Origin of the sequence: Streptomyces rhizoryzae, assembly GCF_023155275.1 — a bacterium.
Lineage (GTDB): Bacteria > Actinomycetota > Actinomycetes > Streptomycetales > Streptomycetaceae > Streptomyces > Streptomyces rhizoryzae.
Genome location: NZ_JALMUV010000031.1, coordinates 40587 through 62542 on the forward strand (window position 1 = coordinate 40587; position 21956 = coordinate 62542).

Genomic DNA, 21956 nt, shown 5'->3' on the forward strand with positions numbered 1-21956 from the left:
ATGCGCAAGATCCTGATCCGCGGTGCGCAGGTGCTCGGCGGCGCGCCGCAGGACGTACTGATCGACGGCGAGGTCATCGAGGCGGTGGGCAGCGGGCTGTCCGCCGAGGGCGCCGAGGTCGTCGAGGCGGCGGGCCAGGTCCTGCTGCCGGGCCTGGTCGACCTGCACACCCATCTGCGCGAGCCCGGCCGGGAGGACTCCGAGACCGTCCTGACCGGCACCCGGGCCGCCGCGAGCGGCGGCTACACCGCGGTGTTCGCCATGGCCAACACCTTCCCGGTCGCCGACACCGCCGGCGTGGTCGAGCAGGTCTACCGGCTGGGCAAGGAGTCCGGCTACTGCGACGTCCAGCCGATCGGCGCCGTCACCGTCGGCCTCCAGGGCCGCAAGCTCGCCGAGCTGGGTGCGATGCACGAGTCTGCCGCGGGCGTGACCGTCTTCTCCGACGACGGCAAGTGCGTGGACGACGCGGTCATCATGCGGCGGGCGCTGGAGTACGTGAAGGCGTTCGGCGGCGTGATCGCCCAGCACGCCCAGGAGCCGCGGCTGACCGAGGGCGCCCAGATGAACGAGGGCATCGTCTCCGCGGAGCTGGGGCTCGGCGGCTGGCCGGCCGTCGCCGAGGAGTCGATCATCGCCCGGGACGTCCTGCTCGCCGAGCACGTCGGCTCCCGGGTCCACATCTGCCACCTCTCCACCGCCGGCAGCGTCGAGATCGTCCGCTGGGCCAAGTCCCGCGGCATCGCCGTGACCGCCGAGGTCACCCCGCACCACCTGCTGCTCACCGACGAGCTGGTGCGCACCTACAACCCGGTCTTCAAGGTCAACCCGCCGCTGCGCACCGAGCGCGACGTGCTGGCGCTGCGCGAGGCCCTGGCCGACGGCACGATCGACATCGTCGCCACCGACCACGCCCCGCACCCGCACGAGGACAAGGACTGCGAGTGGGCCGCGGCCGCGATGGGCATGGTGGGCCTGGAGACCGCGCTCTCGGTCGTCCAGCACACCATGGTCGAGACCGGACTGCTGGACTGGGCCGGCGTCGCCGACCGGATGTCCTTCACCCCGGCGCGGATCGGCGGGCTGGCCGGCCACGGCCGCCCCGTCTCAGCCGGTGAGCCCGCCAATCTCACGCTGGTCGATTCCGCTTACCGTGGAGAGGTGGACCCCGCGGGCTTCGCCTCCCGCAGCCGCAACACCCCCTACGAGGGCCGCGAGCTGCCGGGACGCGTCACCCACACCTTCCTGCGGGGCCGCGCAACGGTCGTCGACGGGAAGCTGGCGTGACTCCTCACCTGTTCCATCTGGCCGCGGCCCCGCACTCCGCCCCGGTCACCGACTGGGCCGGGCGGATCGCCTGGGTCGTCGGACTGCTGATCTTCGTCGTCTTCGTCTACTGGCTGATGCGCCAGGGCTGGAAGTGGCGCGGCACCCTCCAGGGCGACCTGCCCGAGCTGCCGGCCGTTCCGGACGGCGCGGCCGGCGCGGACGGGGCCCGGCTGACCCTCAGCGGCCGCTACCACGGCTCGACCACGGCCGGGCAGTGGCTCGACCGGATCGTCGCCCACGGCCTGGGCACCCGCAGCCGCGCCGAACTGACCCTGACCGAGCAGGGCCTGGCCGTCGTCCGGCCCGGCGCCGCGGACTTCTTCGTCCCGGCCGCCGCGCTGCGCGGCGCCCGCCTGGAGGCGGGCATCGCCGGCAAGGTCCTCCCCGAGGGCGGCCTGCTGGTCGTCACCTGGGAGCACGGCGGGAAACTGATCGACTCCGGCTTCCGGTCCGACCGGGCCGGCGAGCACCCGGCCTGGGTCGAGGCCCTCGGCCGGAGCACCCACGACCACACCACCGAGCACACCGAAACGGAAGGCGCACGATGACGACCTCCACCCAGGGGACCGCCAAAATCCCCGCCGTCCTCGTCCTGGAGGACGGCCGCACCTTCCGCGGCCGTGCCTACGGGGCCGTGGGGGAGACCTTCGGCGAAGCGGTGTTCTCCACCGGCATGACCGGCTACCAGGAGACGCTGACCGACCCCTCGTACCACCGCCAGGTCGTCGTCATGACCGCCCCGCACGTCGGGAACACCGGCGTCAACGACGAGGACCCCGAGTCGCAGCGGATCTGGGTCTCCGGCTACGTCGTCCGCGACCCCGCCCGGGTCCCGTCCAACTGGCGCTCCCGCCGCTCCCTCGACGAGGAGCTGCGCCGCCAGGGCGTCGTCGGCATCTGCGGTATCGACACCCGCGCGCTCACCCGCCACCTGCGCGAGCGCGGTGCGATGCGGGTCGGCATCTTCTCCGGCAACGCGCTGCCCGACGAGGGCACCATGCTCGCCGAGGTGCGCCAGCAGCCCGAGATGCAGGGCGCCGACCTCTCCGCGGAGGTCGCCACCAAGGAGGCGTACGTCGTCCCCGCCCTCGGGGAGAAGAAGTTCACCGTCGCCGCGGTCGACCTCGGCATCAAGGGCATGACCCCGCACCGGATGGCCGAGCGCGGCATCGAGGTGCACGTGCTGCCGGCCACCGCCACCGCCGAGGACGTCTACGCGGTCGCCCCCGACGGCGTGTTCTTCTCCAACGGGCCCGGCGACCCGGCCACCGCCGACCACGCCGTCGGCGTGATGCGCGAGGTGCTCTCCCGCAGGACCCCGCTGTTCGGCATCTGCTTCGGCAACCAGATCCTGGGCCGCGCGCTGGGCTTCGGCACGTACAAGCTCAAGTACGGCCACCGCGGCATCAACCAGCCGGTGCAGGACCGCACCACCGGCAAGGTCGAGGTCACAGCGCACAACCACGGCTTCGCCGTGGACGCGCCGCTCGACCGGATTTCCGACACCCCGTTCGGCCGTGCCGAGGTCACCCACGTCTGCCTCAATGACAACGTGGTGGAGGGGCTCCAGCTCCTGGACCAGCCGGCTTTCAGCGTCCAGTACCACCCCGAGGCGGCCGCCGGCCCGCACGACGCCGCGTACCTCTTCGACCGCTTCGTATCCCTGATGGAGGGCGAGCGTGCCTAAGCGCACCGATATCCAGTCCGTCCTGGTCATCGGCTCCGGCCCGATCGTCATCGGTCAGGCCGCCGAGTTCGACTACTCCGGCACCCAGGCGTGCCGGGTCCTCAAGTCCGAGGGCCTGCGCGTCATCCTGGTCAACTCCAACCCGGCCACGATCATGACCGACCCGGAGATCGCCGACGCCACCTACGTCGAGCCGATCACCCCGGAGTTCGTCGAGAAGATCATCGCCAAGGAGCGCCCCGACGCGCTGCTGCCGACCCTCGGCGGCCAGACGGCGCTCAACACCGCCATCTCGCTGCACGAGGCGGGCACCCTCGACAAGTACGGCGTGGAGCTGATCGGCGCCAACGTCGAGGCGATCCACAAGGGCGAGGACCGCGACCAGTTCAAGGAGGTCGTCGAAGCCGTCCGCCGCAAGATCGGCCACGGCGAGTCCGCCCGCTCGTACATCTGCCACTCCATGGACGACGTCCTCAAGGGCGTCGAGGAGCTGGGCGGCTACCCGGTCGTGGTCCGTCCGTCCTTCACCATGGGCGGCGCCGGCTCCGGCTTCGCGCACAACGAGGAGGAGCTGCGCCGCATCGCCGGCCAGGGCCTCACGCTCTCCCCGACCACCGAGGTGCTCCTGGAGGAGTCCATCCTCGGCTGGAAGGAGTACGAGCTGGAGCTGATGCGCGACAAGAACGACAATGTCGTGGTCGTCTGCTCCATCGAGAACTTCGACCCGATGGGCGTGCACACCGGCGACTCGATCACCGTCGCCCCGGCGATGACGCTGACCGACCGCGAGTACCAGATCCTGCGGGACATCGGCATCGCCGTGATCCGCGAGGTCGGCGTGGACACCGGCGGCTGCAACATCCAGTTCGCGGTCAACCCCGAGGACGGCCGGGTCATCGTCATCGAGATGAACCCCCGGGTCTCCCGCTCCTCGGCGCTGGCCTCCAAGGCCACCGGCTTCCCGATCGCGAAGATCGCCGCGAAGCTGGCGGTCGGCTACACCCTGGACGAGATCCCCAACGACATCACCCGGGAGACCCCGGCGTCCTTCGAGCCCACGCTCGACTACGTCGTGGTCAAGGTCCCGCGGTTCGCCTTCGAGAAGTTCCCGGCCGCCGACGCCACCCTCACCACCACCATGAAGTCGGTCGGTGAGGCGATGGCCATCGGCCGCAACTTCACCGAGGCGCTCAACAAGGCGCTGCGCTCGATCGAGAAGAAGGGCGGCCAGTTCGCCTTCACCGGCGACCCCGGCGACAAGGCCGAGCTGCTGACCCGCGCCCAGGTGCCCACCGACGGCCGGATCAACACCGTCATGCAGGCGATCCGGGCCGGCGCCACCCCGCAGGAGGTCTTCGAGGCCACCCGGATCGACCCGTGGTTCGTCGACCAGCTCTTCCTGATCAAGGAGGTCGCCGACGAGGTCGCGGCCGCCGACCAGCTCGGCCCCGACATCCTTGCGGAAGCAAAGCGGCACGGCTTCTCCGACGCCCAGATCGCGGAGCTGCGCGGGCTGCGCGAGGACGTGGTCCGCGAGGTGCGGCACGCGCTCGGCCTCCGCCCGGTCTACAAGACCGTCGACACCTGCGCGGCCGAGTTCGCGGCCCGGACCCCGTACTTCTACTCGTCCTACGACGAGGAGACCGAGGTCGCGCCCCGCGAGAAGCCCGCGGTGATCATCCTCGGCTCCGGGCCCAACCGCATCGGCCAGGGCATCGAGTTCGACTACTCCTGCGTCCACGCCTCGTTCGCGCTCAGCGACGCCGGCTACGAGACCGTGATGGTCAACTGCAACCCGGAGACCGTCTCGACGGACTACGACACCTCCGACCGCCTGTACTTCGAGCCGCTCACGCTGGAAGACGTGCTGGAGATCGTGCACGCCGAGTCACAGGCCGGCCCGGTCGCCGGCGTCATCGTCCAGCTCGGCGGCCAGACCCCGCTGGGCCTGGCGCAGGCGCTGAAGGACAACGGCGTGCCGATCGTCGGCACCTCGCCGGAGGCCATCGACCTCGCCGAGGAGCGCGGCGCGTTCGGCCGGGTGCTGACCGAGGCCGGGCTGCCGGCCCCCAAGTACGGCACCGCCTTCTCCTTCGACGAGGCCAAGGCCATCGCCGCCGGCATCGGCTACCCGGTCATGGTCCGCCCCTCCTACGTGCTCGGCGGCCGCGGTATGGAGATCGTCTACGACGAGCCCTCGCTCGGCGCGTACCTGGAGCGGCACGCCGGCCTGATCGACCGGCACCCGGTCCTCATCGACCGGTTCCTCGACGACGCCATCGAGATCGACGTGGACGCGCTCTACGACGGCCACGAGCTCTACCTCGGCGGCGTCATGGAGCACATCGAGGAGGCCGGTATCCACTCCGGCGACTCCGCCTGCGCACTGCCCCCGATCACCCTCGGCGGCTACGACATCAAGCGGCTGCGGGCCTCCACCGAGGCCATCGCCAAGGGCGTCGGCGTGCGCGGCCTGATCAACATCCAGTTCGCGATGGCCGGGGACATCCTCTACGTCCTGGAGGCCAACCCGCGCGCCTCGCGGACCGTGCCCTTCACCTCGAAGGCCACCGCGGTCCCGCTGGCCAAGGCCGCCGCCCGGATCTCGCTGGGCGCCACCATCGCCGAACTCCGCGCCGAGGGCATGCTCCCGAAGACCGGCGACGGCGGCACGCTGCCGATGGACGCGCCGATCTCCGTCAAGGAGGCGGTCTTGCCCTGGTCGCGGTTCCGGGACGCCTCCGGCCGCGGCGTGGACACCGTCCTCGGCCCGGAGATGCGCTCCACCGGCGAGGTCATGGGCATCGACTCGGTCTTCGGCACGGCCTACGCCAAGTCGCAGGCCGGCGCGTACGGCGCGCTGCCCACCAAGGGCCGGGCGTTCGTCTCCGTCGCCAACCGCGACAAGCGCTCGATGATCTTCCCGGCCCGCGAACTGGTCGCCCACGGCTTCGAGCTGCTGGCCACCTCCGGCACCGCCGAGGTGCTGCGCCGCAACGGCATCAACGCCACCGTGGTGCGCAAGCAGTCCGAGGGCGAGGGCCCGAACGGCGAGAAGACCATCGTCCAGCTGATCCACGACGGCGAGGTCGACCTGATCGTCAACACCCCCTACGGGACCGGCGGCCGGCTCGACGGCTACGACATCCGCACCGCCTCGGTGGCCCGCGGCATCCCCTGCCTGACCACCGTCCAGGCGCTGGCCGCGGCCGTACAGGGCATCGAGGCGATGTCCCGCGGCGACGTCGGGGTGTGCTCCCTCCAGGAGCACGCCAGGCGCCTGACGGCGGCCCGCGAGGAGTAAGGGCCCAGGAGGGGGACACCACGCGGTGTCCCCCTCTTCATGAGCCCCTCCACCGACTCCCGCGAAGGCCCGCCACCACCATGTACCGCCTGTTCTTCCAGCTGTTCTTCCAGCGCATGGACCCCGAGAAGGCCCACCACCTGGCCTTCCGCTGGATCCGCCTGGCCGCCCGCGTCCCGGTGCTGCGCACCTTCGCCGCGGCCGTCCTCGCCCCCCGCCACAAGGAGCTGCGCACCGAGGCCCTGGGCCGCCGGATGCACGGCCCGTTCGGCCTGGCCGCCGGCTTCGACAAGAACGCCGCCGCCATCGACGGCATGGCCATGCTCGGCTTCGACCACGTCGAGATCGGCACGGTCACCGCCCAGCCGCAGCCCGGCAACCCCAAGAAGCGCCTGTTCCGCCTGGTCGCGGACCGCGCGCTGATCAACCGCATGGGCTTCAACAACGACGGTTCGGCCGCGGTCGCCGCCCGCCTGGCGGCCCGCAACCCGGTCTTCCGGACCACCGTCGGCGTCAACATCGGCAAGACCAAGATCGTCCCGGAGTCCGAGGCGGTCGGCGACTACGTCACTTCCACCGAGCGCCTCGCCCGGTACGCCGACTACCTGGTCGTCAACGTCTCCTCGCCCAACACGCCGGGGCTGCGCAACCTCCAGGCCACCGACCACCTGCGGCCGCTGCTCACCGCGGTCCGCGAGGCCGCCGACCGCACGGTCCCCGGCCGCCGGGTCCCGCTGCTGGTCAAGATCGCCCCCGACCTCGCCGACGAGGACGTGGACGCGGTCGCCGACCTCGCCGTGGAACTGGGCCTGGACGGCATCATCGCCACCAACACCACCATCGCCCGCGACGGCCTGGGCCTGGCCTCCGACCCGAAGCTGACCGCCGAGACCGGCGGCCTGTCCGGCGCCCCCCTCAAGGAGCGCTCCCTCGCGGTCCTGCGCCGCCTGTACGCCCGGGTCGGCGACCGGATCACCCTGATCGGCGTCGGCGGCATCGAGACCGCCGACGACGTCTGGGAGCGCATCCTGGCCGGCGCCACCCTCGTCCAGGGCTACAGCGCCTTCATCTACCAGGGCCCGTTCTGGTGCCGCGCGCTCCACAAGGGCCTGGCCGCGCGCCTGCGCACCAGCCCGTACGCCACCCTCGCCGACGCGGTCGGCGCCGACCACAAGAAGGTGACCCGGTGACCTTGGACCCCTTCGGCGCCCGCCTGCGCCGCGCCATGGACGCGCGTGGTCCGCTCTGCGTCGGCATCGACCCGCACGCCTCGCTGCTGGCCGACTGGGGCCTGAACGACGACGTCGCGGGCCTGGCGCGGTTCACCCGCACCGTCGTGGAGGCGCTCGGCGAGCAGGTCGCGGTGTTCAAGCCGCAGGCGGCGTTCTTCGAGCGGTTCGGCTCGCGCGGCGTCGCCGTCCTGGAGACCGCCGTCGAGGAGGCCCGGGAGCGCGGCGCGCTGATCCTCATGGACGCCAAGCGCGGCGACATCGGTTCCACGATGAGCGCCTACGCCGAGGCGTTCCTGCGCCCGGAGTCGCCGCTGTTCGCGGACGCCCTGACCGTCTCCCCGTACCTCGGCTACGGCTCGCTCAGGCCCGCCGTGGAGCTGGCGCGGAAGAACGGCGCCGGGCTGTTCGTGCTCGGCCTGACCTCCAACCCGGAGGGCGCCGAGGTCCAGCGGGCGGTGCGCGCGGACGGCCGCACGGTCGCCGCGACCGTGCTCGGCCACCTCGCCGCCGAGAACGCCGGCGCGCGGCCGCTGGGCTCCTTCGGCGCGGTCGTCGGCGCCACCCTCGGCGACCTCTCCGCTTTCGACCTGGCGATCAACGGCCCGCTGCTGGCCCCCGGCATCGGGGCGCAGGGCGCCACCCCCGCGGACCTGCCCACGGTCTTCGGAGCGGCGGTCCGCAACGTGGTCCCGAGCGTCAGCCGGGGGGTGCTCCGGCACGGTCCGGACGCCGGCGCACTGCGTGCCGCGGCCGCCCGCTGCGCCGACGAAGTGCGCGCGGCCCTCGCATAACGCGGTCATTTGGTCCCGAAATGTCCTGGTCAGCTGAGTCTGACCAGGACTTTTCGTCTGTTCTCGCTGACTCCGGCGCCATCGGCCGCTAGTCTCCGACGAGAGCACTGCACGTAAGCGCGTTGCTCGTTGCTCCGCTGTGGCGGGGCGACTAGGTTCCACACCGGTCCGTATCCGACAGTTCGACATCCGAGGTGACGTAGGCGTGGCTCTTCCGCCCCTTACCCCTGAACAGCGCGCTGCCGCGCTCGAAAAGGCCGCCGCGGCTCGCCGGGAGCGCGCCGAGGTCAAGAATCGGCTCAAGCACTCCGGTGCCTCCCTCCACGAGGTCATCCAGCAGGGCCAGAAGAACGACGTCATCGGCAAGATGAAGGTCTCGGCGCTGCTGGAGTCCCTGCCCGGCGTCGGCAAGGTCCGCGCGAAGCAGATCATGGAGCGGCTGGGGATCTCCGAGAGCCGCCGGGTCCGCGGTCTCGGTACCAACCAGATCGCCTCCCTCGAGCGCGAGTTCGGCAGCACCGGTTCCTGAGTTTCCCGGCACTGCCGGGTAGCTGGAATAATCGCTGCATGAGTTCTGCAGTCTCCCGGGGGACGACCCCCGTACCCCCGGCCAGACAACCGCGCCTGACCGTGCTCTCCGGCCCTTCGGGGGTCGGCAAGAGCACGGTCGTCGCGCATCTGCGCAAGGTCCACCCCGAAATCTGGCTCTCGGTTTCGGCCACCACCCGCAAACCGCGCCCCGGGGAGCGCCACGGCGTCCAGTACTTCTTCGTCGAGGACGAGGAGTTCGACAAGCTCATCGCCAACGGCGAGCTGCTGGAGTGGGCCGAGTTCGCGGGCAATCGGTACGGCACCCCCCGCCGGGCGGTGCTGGACCGGCTGGCGGCCGGCGAGCCGGTCCTGCTGGAGATCGACCTCCAGGGCGCCCGCCAGGTCCGCGAGTCCATGCCGGACGCCAACCTCGTCTTCCTGGCCCCGCCGAGCTGGGAGGAGCTGGTCCGCCGGCTCACCGGCCGGGGCACGGAGGCCCCCGAGGTCATCGAGCGGCGCCTGGACGCCGCCCGGGTGGAGCTGGCGGCGGAGAAGGAGTTCGACGTGACGCTTGTCAACACCTCCGTCGAGGACGTCAGCCGTGAGCTGCTAGCCTTGATGCTGCGCCGCCCTGAGGACCGGACCACCGGCGACTGACCCGGTCCCGCCGCCGGCGCCACGGATTTCAGCGCCCGCGGCGCTGCCACCTGCTGCATCCCCTTTCGGAAGGTAGAGAGTGTCCTCTTCCATCACCGCACCCGAGGGCATCATCAACCCGCCCATTGATGAGCTTCTCGAGGCCACCGACTCCAAGTACAGCCTCGTGATCTACGCCGCCAAGCGCGCGCGCCAGATCAACGCGTACTACTCCCAGCTCGGCGAGGGCCTGCTGGAGTACGTCGGCCCGCTGGTCGACACCCACGTCCACGAGAAGCCGCTGTCGATCGCGCTGCGCGAGATCAACGCGGGTCTGCTGACCTCGGAGTCCATCGAGGGTCCGGTCGGCCAGTAAGCGGCCCGGCTTTCTCACCAAGGGCCCGGCAGGGCCACCTCCCAGCGATCGGCTGGGGGCACCTGCCGGGCCCTTGGCGTGCCGGCAGGGCATAGGTTGAGGGACATGCGTTCGGAACTGGCCGCGGGGAGCGGGGAGACGATGGAGAAGCGGGAGCGGCCCAGGGTCGTCCTGGGGGTCAGCGGCGGGATCGCCGCCTACAAGGCGTGCGAGCTGCTGCGCCGGTTCACGGAGTCCGGCCACGACGTCCGGGTCGTGCCGACCGCCTCGGCGCTGCACTTCGTCGGCGCGGCCACCTGGTCGGCGCTGTCCGGCCACCCGGCCTCCACCGAGGTCTGGGAGACCGTCCACGAGGTCCCGCACGTCCGCATCGGCCAGGCCGCCGACCTGGTCGTGGTCGCCCCGGCCACCGCCGACATGCTGGCCAAGGCCGCCCACGGCCTCGCCGACGACCTGCTGACCAACACCCTGCTCACGGCCCGCTGCCCGGTGGTCTTCGCGCCCGCGATGCACACCGAGATGTGGGAGAACGCGGCCACCCAGGAGAACGTCGCCACCCTGCGGCGCCGCGGCGCGCTGGTCATCGACCCGGCGGTGGGCCGGCTGACCGGCGCCGACACCGGCAAGGGCCGCTTCCCCGACCCCGCCGAGATCTTCGACCTCTGCCGCCAGGTGCTGGCCCGTGGCGCCCGGGGCCTGCCGCAGGACCTGGCCGGCCGCCACGTGGTGGTCAGCGCGGGCGGCACCCGGGAGCCGCTGGACCCCGTGCGCTATCTGGGCAACCGCTCCTCCGGCCGGCAGGGCTACGCGCTGGCCCGCACCGCCGCGGCCCGCGGCGCCCGGGTCACCCTGGTCGCCGGCAACACCGAGCTGCCCGACCCGGCCGGTGTGGACGTGGTCCGGGTGGGGACCGCCCGGCAGCTGCGCGAGGCGATGCTGAAGGCCGCGGCGGACGCCGACGCGGTGGTGATGGCCGCTGCGGTCGCCGACTTCCGGCCCGCCGTCTACGCCCCGGGGAAGATCAAGAAGCAGGAGGGGCAGGAGCCGGAACCGGTCGCTCTGGTGCGGAATCCGGACATCCTTGCGGAACTTTCGGCCGACCGGGCCCGACCGGGCCAGCTGGTCGTCGGCTTCGCCGCGGAGACCGACGACGTCCTGGCCAACGGACGCGCCAAGCTCGCCCGCAAGGGCTGCGATCTCCTCGTCGTCAACGAGGTCGGCGAGCACAAGACCTTCGGATCGGCCGAGAACGAAGCCGTGATTCTGGCCACGGACGGCACCGAGACCCCCGTCCCGTACGGTCCGAAGGAGGCCCTCGCCGACACCGTGTGGGACCTGGTCGTGCCCCGTCTGGCGCAGCCGCGCGGCTGAGCGCCGACGCCCGCGCGGGCGCGCGGAACGGGCCCGTCCGCCCCTGGGCGGGCCCCGGAAAATCGGCGTGCCCTCTTGACCGGGCCGTTTCCCGAGGTGATCGTCACTACCGTACGGCAGTGGTGTCCCAGGTCACGGGGGTTCCGGAAATCGAGACTGCGTGCCCGGGCGCCACATTCGACCGATAAACTGGCAGTGGTCCGGCCGAGCGCAGCTCTCGGCCGTTCCGCTAAATGATCAGCCAGCAGCCGCTGCAACCCCAGGGAGCGATGTGTCCCGCCGCCTGTTCACCTCGGAGTCCGTCACCGAGGGCCACCCCGACAAGATCGCTGACCAGATCAGCGACACCATCCTCGACGCGCTCCTGAAGGAGGACCCGACCTCCCGGGTCGCCGTGGAGACGTTGATCACCACCGGCCTGGTGCATGTGGCCGGCGAGGTGACGACGAAGGCGTACGCCGATATCCCCAACCTCGTGCGCAACAAGATCCTGGAGATCGGCTACGACTCGTCCAAGAAGGGCTTCGACGGCGCCTCCTGCGGCGTCTCGGTGTCCATCGGCGCGCAGTCCCCGGACATCGCCCAGGGTGTCGACACCGCCCACGAGTTCCGCGTCGAGGGCGACGACGACGAGCTGGACCGGCAGGGCGCGGGCGACCAGGGCCTGATGTTCGGGTTCGCCTGCGACGAGACCCCCGAGCTGATGCCGCTCCCGATCTACCTGGCGCACCGCCTCTCGCGCCGGCTCTCGGAGGTCCGCAAGAACGGGACCATCCCCTACCTCCGCCCCGACGGCAAGACCCAGGTCACCATCGAGTACGACGGCAACAAGGCCGTCCGCCTCGACACCGTGGTGGTCTCCTCCCAGCACGCCAGCGACATCGACCTGGACTCGCTGCTCGCCCCCGACATCCGCGAGTTCGTGGTGGAGCACGTCCTGGGGCAGCTCGTCGAGGACGGCATCAAGCTGGACACCGAGGGCTACCGCCTGCTGGTGAACCCCACCGGCCGTTTCGAGATCGGCGGCCCGATGGGCGACGCCGGCCTCACCGGCCGCAAGATCATCATCGACACCTACGGCGGTATGGCCCGCCACGGTGGCGGTGCCTTCTCCGGCAAGGACCCGTCCAAGGTCGACCGCTCCGCCGCGTACGCCATGCGCTGGGTCGCCAAGAACGTGGTCGCCGCCGGCCTGGCCGCGCGCTGCGAGGTCCAGGTCGCCTACGCCATCGGCAAGGCCGAGCCGGTCGGTCTGTTCGTCGAGACCTTCGGCACCAACGCGATCGACACCGACAAGATCGAGCAGGCCATCGCCGAGGTCTTCGACCTCCGCCCGGCCGCGATCATCCGCGACCTCGACCTGCTCCGCCCGATCTACGCCCAGACCGCCGCCTACGGCCACTTCGGCCGCGAGCTGGAGGACTTCACCTGGGAGCGCACCGACCGCGTCGAGGCCCTCCGCAAGGCCGCGGGCCTGTAAGGCACGCACCCGCACCACCTCCCGAAGGCCCCGGCCCGCTTCGGCGGGCCGGGGCCTTCGGCATGGCCTCAGTGTTAGGTGCCCGTCCCGGCGTCCGGTGTGGGGTCGTCGGCAGTCGGAGCGGCCGGGACGAAGCGGCGCCGGATCTCCTCGGCGGCGCTGCGGTATCCGTCGGTCTCCAGGATGTTCGCGAAACGGCGGGCGATGGCCGATGTACCGGGCTCCGTGACCCCGGCGGCGTGCATCAGACCGTTCAGGTAGTCGCCCACGGGGGCCCCGTTGAGCGGGTGCGCGCCCGAGGGCCGGGGGATGAACGGAGCCGACGGCTCGTCCTCGTCCGACGGTGTCGGGGTGGTGTCCGGCTCTCGCTCCACGTAAGCGCGGAACGGTTCGGGCACCTCGCGGTTGTTGGCCGCTGCAGACAACTGGGCGAGCACCCCGATCCGGTCGACGGTCTCCTCGATGTGGTCATTGTTCTTGGCGAGCCACCAGACCACTGCGCGGCCCGGATCCTTCAGGACATCCTCACCGAGGTAGCTGCGGCGGTCGAGTTCGTACTTCCGCTCGTGCTTCCACAGGTCTTCGTCCTTGCGGACCTTGGAGAGCTTGTCCAGGCGTTCTTGATCACGAGGGGAGAGCGACAGGGTGACATCTGCGGCCATGGCCGCCACTCGCCCACTCGCGTCGTGGCGCATGGTGCCGAGTGCTCCGTTGAGTTGATGCTGCACGAGGGAGCTGCGGTGCGGCTGCTCCAGAGCGGTGATCGCCCGGGCGCGTTCCAGGACAGCGTCCACGGCGAGCCCGCCAGGGTTGACGTGCGGGGCATCGTCCGCCGGGTCCAGAATGTCCCAGCGCACCGTGGCGGAGAAGAGGAAGTCGTAGTCGGCGACTGCACTGGGTAACGCCACATCGGTCACCCGCTGCTCCTGACGGGACACCCGGGGGAGGGGAAGAAGCTCTTCCGGTGGCAAGTATGGGCCGGCTTTCGGTGCCAGTGCCCGTGCGGTCAGCAGTGCCGTACCTGCCAGCAGTACGGCCGCCACGGGCCAGACCCACATCGGCCACGCGGCGACGAGTCCGACGATGACGAGAATCAAAGCACCGATGAGGGCAAGAAGCGCGGTCACGGTCTTGTGGCCGGAGCTCATGTGTGGTCTCTCCTGAGTACGGGATTACCGGGCGGCATCACGCCGGGGCAGCGGTGGTGGAGGGCGCGGTTGCCCGGCGGTCCAGCTCCTGCCAAAGGGCGTCGGCCACCGCCAGGCGGGTGGCTCGGGTGCTTGGGAGGGCAGCGGCGTCGGGCTGGTCGGCCCAGTCGAGGGCGAGGACGTAGAGGCGGCCGGCCAGCGTTTCCGGTGCGGCTCGCGCGATGATCCGCGTCAGCAGGTCGGTTTGCCCGGTGGCCGTGCAGCCCGCCAGCCAGCGTTGAACAGGGGCGGTCCACTCAGCGGGCGGCCAGCGTGACAGCACCGCTCGCCAGCACTCGGTCAGCTGGGCGCGCACGGAGGCGTCCTTGAGGAAGGGTTGCGTGCGGTGCTCGGTATCGGTGAGCCGGGCGGGGTCGGCGAGCTGGAGGAACAGCTGATCGTCCCGATGGTAGGGGCGCTCCGTCAGGCCGATGGTGACGCGGTCGAGCAGACGACGGTAGAGGCGGTTGTCCTGGCTGGCCAGTCCGAGCAGGGCCTCCCGCGCGAGGGCGGCGGTCGGTGACCGGTGGCGGGCGAGGTGGTGCAGGCGGACCATGGCTTGGTCGGGGTGATGGATCGCGAGGGTGTCGGTGCAGACCGTGATGAGGACGCGAGCCAGCCGCACGGGCAGGTCACCGCGGGCCCAGTGGTAGATCTTCCGGCGGGTCCTCATGCCGTGCTGGGCGTCCAGCACGGCGGTTTCGAGCCCCACGGTGGCCGCCTGCGCACCCACCTGCTCGTATTGCGGCTGCGTGGCCCACTGCTCGACCAGATCGAGCAGAGTGTCGAGGGGCTCGGTGCGCAGCGCAAGTTCGGCGTAGTGGCGGACCAAGCGGTCGCGGTCGTCCCCGTCGAGCGCCGGGAAATTCAGGCAGATGCTCACCCACCGGGTCACCGGTTCGCGCACGGGCGGGTGGTTGTTCCAGAAGTATGTGCGGACCGCGGGTTCGTAGGCGAGGGCGCTGAAGCGCACCCGCCTGTCGGAATCGGGTACCGCCTTGATGTCTGCCAGCCGGTTGTCGAGGCCGGTCCGTTCCAGGAGCTGGGTATCGTCGCCGGGGTGGTCCGTGGCCTGCAGGAGGGCCCCGGCGGCACAGTGCACGGCGTCCGCACGGGCACCGTGCAGCATGGCGGTAGCCAGCAGCAGGGCGCGTTGCGGAGCTGTGGTGAGCTCGTTGGCCACCTGCTCGGCCACCTCTGGAGTGCGGTCGCCCCACGCGCCGAGGGCCGACGACTGCCACCGTGCGAAGTCCGCCTCCGGCTCCCGCTCGCGGGCCTGCTGGAACAGGGCGGCCAGCTTGGCGATCTCCTCCATTCGGGAACGGGTCAAGGCGATGGTGAGCTGTGGCGAATCGAGCGCCGCCTCGGCGACCGGCACCCCATTCGCCCGTAAGTGCCGTCGCAGGACCGGCCTTTCCCGGGGCCGCCCGATCTCGGACACGAGGTGCAGCAATTCCCCCGACCGCGGTCGGCCCGGGTAACCGGGGAGGACCACCACGAGATAAGCGCGGTGGTCCTCCACGGCGGAGAGGATGGCGTTCAGCCGTTGTTCCACTCTGCGGAACAGGGCATCGTCGGCAGCTGACAGATCCAGCAGCATCCGGTCGAGGTCGGAGACGTCGCCCGGGCCGGGCAGTGGGTCCCCGTCATCGTCCTCGACGGCCGCGCTCAGCTCGTGGAAGCGTCCTCGCGGCCCGACGAGTTCGTGCAACAGGATCTTCGCTGCGCTGCGGGTGCCGTTGCCCCGGGCGCCTGTGAGCAGCACCGCGCGGTTGCGGCGCAGCAGCTCGCGGGCGGCGCCGAGGCCGGGTGGGGGAACGAAGCGCCGGTCGAGACCGGTCAGTTCGTTCTCAGCGAAGCGCCGGGGATCCCGCTGGCGCGGCCGGTCCGCCGCTGGTTGGTTGTTGATGAAGACATTGGTCTGCTGGCCGCCGGCTTGGACAGGACCCGTCGGCCGTGAGAAGAAGGATCCCCCACTCACCGGCCGTCGCCCTCATGCCCGCGATGTTCGCCGAACCGTTGCTGCACGTCGCCGTTGAAATCGCCTGCCGCGTAATTGGCGCCGTCGCCGAAGAACACCGGGGCGTTGTGCTGTGCGCCACCGATGTTCACCGGGCCGGTGGCCCCGTTGACGACGGTACCGCCGCTCCCCGTCGTGGTGCGGTAACCGCCGCTCTGCCGGCTGTCGTACCGCCCGGCCTGGACGGCCGTGCCGTGGACGTCGCCAAGCGAGTTGCGGACGCCGCGCGGCCGGTCGGGTTCCGCAGCGGTGGTCTCCGCCTTGCTGTCGACGGCCGCGAGTGCGGGGACCAGGGAGGCCAGCTCGTCCCCCAGCCGGTCCAGCTCAGCGTCGGGCTCTCTGGGGTTGAGGCGGCGAAACTGCACATCGGCCAATTCGGCCAGCTCGGGAGGGAGGTCGGCGCGGGTGAAGGGGCCCAGCCGGGGGGAGACCAGCACCGGAATGACGCGGATGCCCCAGTCGAACGCATCGATGATCTCCCGGCGGGTCCAGTCCTCGGGGTTGTCCAGGGCGCGACCGCCCCGCGCGTCCGTGGCATGCAGCCAGCGTTCCCCGATGACGGCGAGCAAGACGGAGCACTGGCGCACCGCCGCCACGAGTGCTTCTGGGTACCGGTCGCCGCCTCGCAGGGAGTCGCCGTCCCAGAAGACGCGGTCGGCACCAAAGCGCTGTCCGAGCTCTTTGGCGAGGCGCGACGCGCACCACGCCTCGTCAGCCGTGCGGTAGTTGATGAAGATCTCGGGCCGTGAGGTCGGCGTGGCGGGAGAATTCACGGCATGGGGCATGGCGTTCCCTTCCGGGGTGAATGGGTGGGTGAGGCGGGGCTCAGCGGGAGCCGGCGTGCAGGGCCAGCGCCAGGTCGGGGGAGAGTTCTCGGACGGCGCGGTGGGTGTGGTAGCGGTTGAGTGTGCGCGCCAGTCGCCGGAGGTCGGTGGCGATGGTGGCGGATCCCAGCAGGGGGACAGTGCCGAGCAGTTCGCGGGCGAGCGCGCAGGAGTGCTCGATCTCGCCGGCCGTGGCATGGGCCAGAGCACGGCGCACGCCGTAGCGGGCCTGGTTCCGTACAGCGTGGGCCGGCAGTTTGGCGACCTCACGGTCGAGCGCTTCGGCGGCCTGCCGAGGGTGCCCGAGGTCGTAAAGGCACCAACCGGTCGTCATGGCGACAGGGTCGGACACGAACGAGGGCCCGATGACCGGGGACGTCGGGTCGTCAACGGGACGGGAGAGCAGATCCCGGGCCCGGTCGAGGGCGTGCAGGCAGGCGGAGCGATCACCGGCCAGCCCGTGTCCTTGAGCCTCCTGCTGCGAGGCGAGACCGGCTATCCGGGACGGTGGCTTCGCCTGCTGGGCGCGTTGGGCGAGCGCGATGGTTTCTGCGGCGTCGCCCGCGTAGAACGAGACCAGTGCCCGGCGGACCAGCGCGTAGGTGGCCAGGTGAGGGTCGCCGCCAGCGGCGCCCAGGGACACTGCCCGGTTCGTCCATTGCAGGGCGGCATCGTCGTTACCGGCTTCCTGCGCCATCCACCCGGCGTACTCGGCGTAGCGGGAGCTGAGCCTGAGGAGCTCCCGCCGGATCTGCGGTCCTGCGTTGGGGGCCAAGTCGCACAGCGACCGGGTCTGCGCGGCCAGCGCGGGCAGTACCACCTGGGGGCCCGCGGTCTGGCCCAGCGTACGGAAGTGGCCGAACAGGCTCCGGGCCGCCTCGATGAGCGGTGGGCCGACCGGGTCAGCGGCCGCCGCCCCCGGACAGCTGAGCGACAGTAACGACGCGGCGCCCGCCGCGACCACATGGCGCCTGCCCAGGGCGAGATCGCCGCCCGGGCCGGTGGAATCTTCGGGCATGGGCCAGACCTCACCTCGGATAGGGGACGGAAGGAACGTCGCAGCGGCTGCACCGGCTCCTGCGGAGGCGTGCGTCCGGCGGGATGGCTGGACGACGAGGGCGGCGAGCGAGCCTCCTGCTCCGAGCGCGGTGTCACAGAGTCGGGCGAGCTCCGGACTGGGGCGCTTGTTGCCGGTCTCGACCTTGCTGAGCTGCGCCTTGCTGTAGTGGACCAGCGTCGCCATTGCATTGAGCGAGAGACCAGCCGCGAGGCGTAACCGCCGTAGCTCGCTCCCGAACGCGCGTGGCTGCCCGAGCACATGAACCTCCGTAGCTGTCCCCGTCCGTTCGGGCAGCCGGTGCGGACGCGTGTCAGATTGCTCCAGGGCGGTCCGGCCGGACAAGGCACTGTGGTGGGTTTCCCGTTTCCTCTTCTTTCTGGCTCGACAGCCGGTGGGGAAACGGGCAGGTGAGGCAGCCCCGTGCGGACGGGCCCCTCCGCTGCGCCCCGGCCGTTGTCGGTGGTGTCTGCTAAGACTGGTTGCTGTGAGCAGGGAGAACGGTCGAGCGGGGGCGGGTGGGGGAGAGCAGTTGGCCCTCATCCGGGAAGCCGTGCGCGAGACGCGGAAGAAGGAGGAGCGGGCGCGGCCGCGGACGTGGCGCGGGGCCGAACTGGCGGCCCGGCGGCCGGTGGCCCGGGTGCTGGTGGACAAGGGCCCGGTCCATCTGGACAAGCTGTGGGACTACGCCGTCCCGGCCGCGATGGACGCCGAGGCGCAGCCCGGGGTGCGGGTGCGGGTGCGGTTCGGGGCGGGCACCGGGAAGGTGCGCGAGGGCCGCCGCGAGGGCGGGGGACTGCTCGACGGGTATCTCGTCGAGCGGATCGACGCGTCCGACTACCGCGGCCCGCTGGCCGCGCTCGCGCAGGTGGTCTCCCCGGAGCCGGTGCTCAGCGAGCCGCTGCTGAAGCTGTGCCGGGCGGTCGCCGACCGGTATGCCGGATCGCTCGCCGACGTCCTCCAGCTGGCCGTCCCGCCGCGGAACGCCCGGGCCGAGGCGGCCCGCTTCCCGGCGCCCCCGCCGCCGCCCGCGCCCCCCGCGCCGGCGAGCTGGAGCCGCTACCCCGACGGGCCCGCCTTCCTGGAGGCGCTGGCGCGCGGGGAGGCGCCGCGCGCGGTGTGGACCGCGCTGCCGGGGCCGCACTGGCCGGCGGAGCTGGCCGCCGCGGTGGCGGCCACCCTGGCCTCCGGGCGCGGCGCCCTGGTGGTGATGCCGGACGGGCGCTCGGCGGCCCGGGTGGACGCGGCGCTGACGGAGCTGGTGGGGCCGGGGCAGCACGCCGTGCTGGTGGCCGAGTCCGGGCCCGAGGAGCGCTACCGCCGCTGGCTGGCGATACGCCGCGGCGCGGTCCGGGCCGTGGTGGGCACCCGCGCCGCCATGTACGCCCCGGTCGCCGACCTCGGGCTGGTCGCCATCTGGGACGACGGCAACTCCAGCCACAGCGACACCAACGCCCCCCATCCGCACGCCCGCGACGTCCTGCTGCTGCGCGCCGTCCACGAGAAGGCCGCGTGCCTGGTCGGCGACGTGGGCCGCACCGTCGAGGCCACTCAGCTGGTGGAGAACGGCTGGGCCCGCCCGCTGGAGGCCGGCCGGGAGACGGTACGGGCCGCCGCCCCGCTGGTCCGCACGGTCGACGAGGCGGAGGAGGCCAGGGACGAGGCGGCCCGCGCGGCCCGGCTGCCGTCGCTGGCCTGGCAGACGGCGCGGGCCGCCCTGGCCCGCGGTCCGGTCCTGGTCCAGGTCCCGCGGCGCGGCTACGTACCGCGGCTGGCGTGCGCCCGCTGCCGGACCCCGGCCCGGTGCCGGCACTGCTCCGGTCCGCTGGAGGCACGCAGCCAGGACGCCGCGCTGTGCTGTGCCTGGTGCGGGCAGGAGGCGCCGGGCTGGGCCTGCGCGGAGTGCGGGGGGACCCGGCTGCGGGCCCAGATCGTCGGCGCGCGGCGGACGGCCGAGGAGCTGGGGCGGGCGTTCCCCGAGGTACCGGTCCGCACGTCCGGCCGGGACCACATCCTGGAGACCGTCCCCGACGTACCGGCCCTGGTGGTGAGCACCCCCGGCGCCGAGCCCGTCCCCGAGGGGCCGGGTTACGCCGCGGCGCTGCTGCTGGACGGCTGGGCGCTGCTGGGCCGGGCGGACCTGCGGGCCGGTGAGGAGGCGCTGCGGCGCTGGCTGGGCGCGGCATCCCTGGTCCGGGGGCAGGCGGCGGGCGGCACGGTCGTGGTGATCGCGGAGCCGGCGCTGCGCCCGGTGCAGGCGCTGGTGCGCTGGGATCCGGCCGGGCACGCGCTGCGCGAGCTGGCCGAGCGGGCCGAACTGGGCTTCCCGCCGGTCTCCCGGATGGCCGCGGTGACGGGCCGCGCCGAGGACGTGGCCGGTCTGCTGCACGCCGCCGAACTCCCCGCCGGTGCCGAGGTGTTGGGCCCGGTCCCGCTGCCCGTACCGGACCCCGGACGCCCCCGCAGGACCGGCGATCCGCCGCCGGGCGAGGAGTGGGAGCGGGCCCTGGTACGGGTCCGCCCGGGGCAGGGCGCGGCCCTGGCCGCGGCGCTGAAGGCCGCCCGGGCCGCCCGCCTGGTCAAACGCGAGGGCCAACAGCTCCGCGTCCGCATCGACCCGCCGGACCTGGGCTGAGGGCTGAGGGCCGGTAGCCGTTCGGGGCCAGGTGGGGCGGGGTGCTGGGGGCCCGGGGCGCAGCCCCCGCGCTGCGGGCTCCGCCCGGAGTCGGGTGCCGGATGGCGTGCGTGACGGAGCCGGGGCGGGGGAGCGGGCCCGGCTGCGGGGCGCGGTGCGGTCTCCGTGACCGGGGGCGGGGTGCGCGCCCGGCGCCGGGACGTGGTCGTGGTCCCCGGTGCCGTGCCTGCCTCCGGGGGGCCGCCGCGGCCGCAGGCCGCCCACCACGGCGAGCAGTTCGGTGAGCATCCCGGTCGCGGGGGCGGAGGAGGAAGAGAGGGGCGGCGGCCGGTTGCAGCCGTACCCATACCCGTACCCGTCCTGCGTCCGCCTTGTACGGGCTCATCCCGGAACTCCGCCTTGTGCGCGCTCGTCCCCTGGCGGGGTACGCGCTCCTCCCGGAGCCGGCCCGGAGGAGAACCGGGGCCGGGGCCGGGGGACCGGAACGACAACCGGGGTCGGGACCGGGACGCCGGGAGGGGACGAGGACGGGGCGACCAGTGGCCGCCCGAAGCAGCGCCGCCCGGCGGGCAGGGGCCGCGGGCCCGGCGACGGGGGCCCGGCGCGTGGCCCGGTGGTGCGGGCCCGGCCGACGTGCGCCCGGCCGGTGCGGGCCCGGCGTCAGGACCAGGTGCCGGGGCCCATCAGCGAGGAAGCGTCGGCACGGCACCGTCAGCGTGACGCCGGTGTCCGGGAGCGGGCCCCACCCCCCGCGGTCACCCGTTGCGGGGACCGGGGAAGGCGTTGGGGCGGGGCTCGTCGCGGGTGGCGGCGGAGGGCTGGGTGGGCATGGCGCGGGCGGCGGGGACGGACGGGGCGCCGGTCAGGCCGCCGGCCATGCTGACCGCGCGGGCCGCGGAGGTCTCGGGGGCGCGCACCGCGGTCTCGGCGCCCTCGGCGGGGGGCTGGGCGGTGGCCCGCCGGGCACCGTAACGGCGGTGCACCGCCTGCTTGGTGACGCCGAGCGCGGAGCCCACCGCGTCCCAGGAGAAGCCCAGCGAGCGGTCGAAGTCGACGGCGGCGGTGACCAGGGTCTCGACGCTGTCACGCAGCTCCTGGGCGAGGCGCACGGTGGGGGCGGGCGCCCGTCCGTAGACGACGAAGCCCGCGGAGGGGCCCGTGCGCCGCGGCCGGTAGACGTTGCCGAGCTGCGCGGTGAGTGTGCGCAGGGCGTCCACCTGCCGGCGGACCCGCTCGATGTCCCGCACCAGGAGATGCAGGCTGGCGCGCGCCTGGGCGTCGTGGGTTGCGTGGTCGGCCATGAGCAAGCCTCTCGAACCGGCGTGGAAAGGATGGGGGGAATGCGATCGGGCCGCCAAAGCGGCCCGGAAACGGTCAATGCTGCTTGACCAACGCGCCAGGAGCGGCTCTGGTCACGGTATGGGGGCGTACGAGCTTGGGCGTGGGGCGCGGAGAACTTCGCACGCCCCCCGGCGTTCCGGCCCATGACCTGCGCC

General features: G+C 72.5%; 17 protein-coding genes. 12 read left to right on the forward strand and 5 right to left on the reverse strand.

Annotation, left to right across the window (positions count from 1 at the left end; all coding sequences use genetic code 11):
• From MUU72_RS23100 to metK, 11 genes are all read left to right on the forward strand, one after another.
• The gene (locus tag MUU72_RS23100) at positions 1-1287 is read left to right on the forward strand and encodes a dihydroorotase (RefSeq protein WP_248015277.1); all 1287 of its coding nucleotides are present in this window, start codon (positions 1-3) and stop codon (positions 1285-1287) included.
• Entirely contained in the window at positions 1284-1877 is a 594-nt protein-coding gene (locus tag MUU72_RS23105) for a PH-like domain-containing protein (protein ID WP_248015278.1), read from the forward strand. The genes MUU72_RS23100 and MUU72_RS23105 overlap by 4 nt, the downstream gene beginning before the upstream one ends.
• The gene (gene carA, locus MUU72_RS23110) at positions 1874-3016 is read left to right on the forward strand and encodes a glutamine-hydrolyzing carbamoyl-phosphate synthase small subunit (protein ID WP_248015279.1); all 1143 of its coding nucleotides are present in this window, start codon (positions 1874-1876) and stop codon (positions 3014-3016) included. Before MUU72_RS23105 ends, carA begins: the two co-directional genes overlap by 4 nt.
• Entirely contained in the window at positions 3009-6320 is a 3312-nt protein-coding gene (gene carB, locus MUU72_RS23115; protein ID WP_248015280.1) for a carbamoyl-phosphate synthase large subunit, read from the forward strand. The genes carA and carB overlap by 8 nt, the downstream gene beginning before the upstream one ends.
• Positions 6321-6400: 80 nt before the next feature.
• Positions 6401-7510 carry a quinone-dependent dihydroorotate dehydrogenase gene (locus MUU72_RS23120; RefSeq protein WP_248015281.1) on the forward strand — a complete coding sequence of 370 codons (1110 nt, stop codon included), beginning with the start codon at positions 6401-6403 and terminating at the stop codon, positions 7508-7510.
• Complete coding sequence (gene pyrF, locus MUU72_RS23125) at positions 7507-8343, forward strand: orotidine-5'-phosphate decarboxylase (RefSeq protein WP_248015282.1); 837 nt, start codon at positions 7507-7509, stop codon at positions 8341-8343. The genes MUU72_RS23120 and pyrF overlap by 4 nt, the downstream gene beginning before the upstream one ends.
• Before the next feature lie 205 nt (positions 8344-8548).
• On the forward strand, positions 8549-8872 hold the full coding sequence (locus tag MUU72_RS23130; RefSeq protein ID WP_066985710.1) for an integration host factor: 324 nt from the start codon (positions 8549-8551) through the stop codon (positions 8870-8872).
• Between the two features lie 38 nt (positions 8873-8910).
• Positions 8911-9531, forward strand: coding sequence for a guanylate kinase (gene gmk, locus MUU72_RS23135; RefSeq protein ID WP_248015283.1), 621 nt, complete (start codon positions 8911-8913; stop codon positions 9529-9531).
• 79 nt (positions 9532-9610) lie between these two features.
• Positions 9611-9886: a DNA-directed RNA polymerase subunit omega gene (rpoZ, locus tag MUU72_RS23140; protein ID WP_248015284.1), complete on the forward strand. Its 276-nt coding sequence runs from the start codon at positions 9611-9613 to the stop codon at positions 9884-9886.
• Positions 9887-9991: 105 nt separating this feature from the next.
• Positions 9992-11257, forward strand: coding sequence for a bifunctional phosphopantothenoylcysteine decarboxylase/phosphopantothenate--cysteine ligase CoaBC (gene coaBC / locus MUU72_RS23145; RefSeq protein WP_372503243.1), 1266 nt, complete (start codon positions 9992-9994; stop codon positions 11255-11257).
• A 271-nt stretch (positions 11258-11528) separates the two neighbouring features.
• Entirely contained in the window at positions 11529-12737 is a 1209-nt protein-coding gene (gene metK / locus MUU72_RS23150) for a methionine adenosyltransferase (RefSeq protein ID WP_248015285.1), read from the forward strand.
• 74 nt (positions 12738-12811) lie between these two features.
• Here metK and MUU72_RS23155 read toward each other — a convergent pair whose 3' ends face one another.
• The 4 genes from MUU72_RS23155 to MUU72_RS36055 are packed head-to-tail and all read right to left on the reverse strand — an operon-like array spanning position 12812 to position 18368.
• Positions 12812-13885: a hypothetical protein gene (locus MUU72_RS23155; RefSeq protein WP_248015286.1), complete on the reverse strand. Its 1074-nt coding sequence runs from the start codon at positions 13883-13885 to the stop codon at positions 12812-12814.
• A gap of 37 nt (positions 13886-13922) precedes the next feature.
• Complete coding sequence (locus MUU72_RS23160; RefSeq protein ID WP_248015287.1) at positions 13923-15905, reverse strand: hypothetical protein; 1983 nt, start codon at positions 15903-15905, stop codon at positions 13923-13925.
• A complete protein-coding gene (locus tag MUU72_RS23165; protein WP_248015288.1) occupies positions 15902-16729 on the reverse strand; it encodes a toll/interleukin-1 receptor domain-containing protein in 828 nt (275 codons plus the stop codon). The genes MUU72_RS23160 and MUU72_RS23165 overlap by 4 nt, the downstream gene beginning before the upstream one ends.
• 40 nt (positions 16730-16769) lie before the next feature.
• Positions 16770-18368: a helix-turn-helix domain-containing protein gene (locus MUU72_RS36055; RefSeq protein WP_505016669.1), complete on the reverse strand. Its 1599-nt coding sequence runs from the start codon at positions 18366-18368 to the stop codon at positions 16770-16772.
• Here MUU72_RS36055 and MUU72_RS23175 point away from each other — a divergent pair.
• The gene (locus tag MUU72_RS23175) at positions 18313-20460 is read left to right on the forward strand and encodes a primosomal protein N' (RefSeq protein WP_248015290.1); all 2148 of its coding nucleotides are present in this window, start codon (positions 18313-18315) and stop codon (positions 20458-20460) included. The two genes, MUU72_RS36055 and MUU72_RS23175, sit on opposite strands and share 56 nt — an antisense overlap.
• Positions 20461-21215: 755 nt before the next feature.
• Here MUU72_RS23175 and MUU72_RS23180 read toward each other — a convergent pair.
• Entirely contained in the window at positions 21216-21761 is a 546-nt protein-coding gene (locus MUU72_RS23180) for a hypothetical protein (RefSeq protein WP_248015291.1), read from the reverse strand.
• Positions 21762-21956: the final 195 nt, after the last annotated feature.

What these genes read in the sequence shown, in the direction of transcription:
- MUU72_RS23100 (WP_248015277.1), top strand. Translation starts at nt 1, where the DNA reads ATGCGCAAGATCCTGATCCGCGGTGCGCAGGTGCTCGGCGGCGCGCCG.
- carA (WP_248015279.1), top strand. Translation starts at nt 1,874, where the DNA reads ATGACGACCTCCACCCAGGGGACCGCCAAAATCCCCGCCGTCCTCGTC.
- MUU72_RS23120 (WP_248015281.1), top strand. Translation starts at nt 6,401, where the DNA reads ATGTACCGCCTGTTCTTCCAGCTGTTCTTCCAGCGCATGGACCCCGAG.
- gmk (WP_248015283.1), top strand. Translation starts at nt 8,911, where the DNA reads ATGAGTTCTGCAGTCTCCCGGGGGACGACCCCCGTACCCCCGGCCAGA.
- coaBC (WP_372503243.1), top strand. Translation starts at nt 9,992, where the DNA reads ATGCGTTCGGAACTGGCCGCGGGGAGCGGGGAGACGATGGAGAAGCGG.
- MUU72_RS23155 (WP_248015286.1), bottom strand. Translation starts at nt 13,885, where the DNA reads ATGAGCTCCGGCCACAAGACCGTGACCGCGCTTCTTGCCCTCATCGGT.
- MUU72_RS23165 (WP_248015288.1), bottom strand. Translation starts at nt 16,729, where the DNA reads ATGCCCCATGCCGTGAATTCTCCCGCCACGCCGACCTCACGGCCCGAG.
- MUU72_RS36055 (WP_505016669.1), bottom strand. Translation starts at nt 18,368, where the DNA reads ATGAGGGCCAACTGCTCTCCCCCACCCGCCCCCGCTCGACCGTTCTCC.
- MUU72_RS23180 (WP_248015291.1), bottom strand. Translation starts at nt 21,761, where the DNA reads ATGGCCGACCACGCAACCCACGACGCCCAGGCGCGCGCCAGCCTGCAT.